We start from the raw sequence: 1,114 nt of genomic DNA, 5'->3' as shown, positions 1-1,114 counted from the left end.
ACGCCGCACCTCATAGCCCTCGCGCTGCGGCACAAAGCCCGCCAGCAAGCCCAGCAGCAGGACCGTGCCGCCGAGGCAACCGACGAGGATGGCAAAGGTTTTATGGCGCTTCATGAAAAATCCTCAACTCAGACGGCAGGGCCGTACTTTTAGAGCAGATTAACTTTGAGAATATACATTCTAAAAGTTTAAGGCACGCTCGCTACGGCGTTTAACCGCGCAGACAAACTGCGCTTACGCCTTCGCGGCGGGCGTCTGCTCATGCAGCCGCTAGAGCAATTTCAAAGTTAAATTGCTCTAGAGCAGATTAACTTTGAAATACTTCACATTTCAAAGTTTTCATTCAGCCGAAAAATACGATTTTCGGCTGAATCCACGCCACATTGTGGCGCGCTGCACTTTCGTGCAGCGTTAGAACATTTACACTTTTCCAAAGTTAAAATGCTCCGGCGGAACGCCGCCACACGGCCGGAGCGGGCTGCGTTGCAACGCAACAGACAGAACGGACGCTCCCGCTCCTTTGACAGACCGCGCACAAGGCACGCCCGGAACGTAAAAAGCTTGATGCAAGTTTGCTGCCATCTGAAAAATAGTATATAGTTACAGAATATTATCGATAACGTCCGCCCCTGTCACGCGAGCGGGTCAAAATAATGAATGCCGTTGACCTGCCGCCCGTTCAGGACTATGCTGCCTGTTCTGCGGCAAGTCCTGTTTTTACTCGACCGGCGCGGCTCTGCGCCTTACAGAACACAGACAGCCCTGCCAGAAGCTTTCAGGCGGCTGCGGCTTGACAAGGCCGCAGCCTTCTGCATTTCCATGCAATGGAGCACACGGTGCCACAGCACACGAAAGAATATGTCCGTGAGGAGATCATCCGCCTTTTAAAGTACGCCCCGCCGGAAATGCGCGTGGCCGTTCTGGGGCTTTTGCCCGCTGCCAAAAGAACGCTCAACCAGGGCTATCGCCCGTCGGTGCGCGGGGTTCCCCTGCGCAGCTGGCGCTGTTTGCTGCACCTGCTGGCTTCTGTTGCGTCCATGCAGAGCGATACGGAAATGCTGCTGCGCGTTTCAAGCGACCTGCTGGCTATTGCCGACCGCATGGCTCCTCCGGG

Annotated in this window: 1 pseudogene; it reads left to right on the top strand. The window is 55.2% G+C overall.

What is annotated here, in order from left to right:
- Positions 1-836: 836 nt before the first annotated feature.
- Positions 837-1,114 (top strand): annotated as a pseudogene (locus tag V6C07_RS10835) (hypothetical protein); the annotation flags it as partial.

It is taken from the genome of Desulfovibrio sp. 1214_IL3152, from assembly GCF_036763055.1.
In the GTDB taxonomy this organism is placed as follows: domain Bacteria; phylum Desulfobacterota; class Desulfovibrionia; order Desulfovibrionales; family Desulfovibrionaceae; genus Desulfovibrio.
Note: the sequence above shows the minus strand (reverse complement) of the source record. Positions and strands in the feature narration are given on the sequence as shown.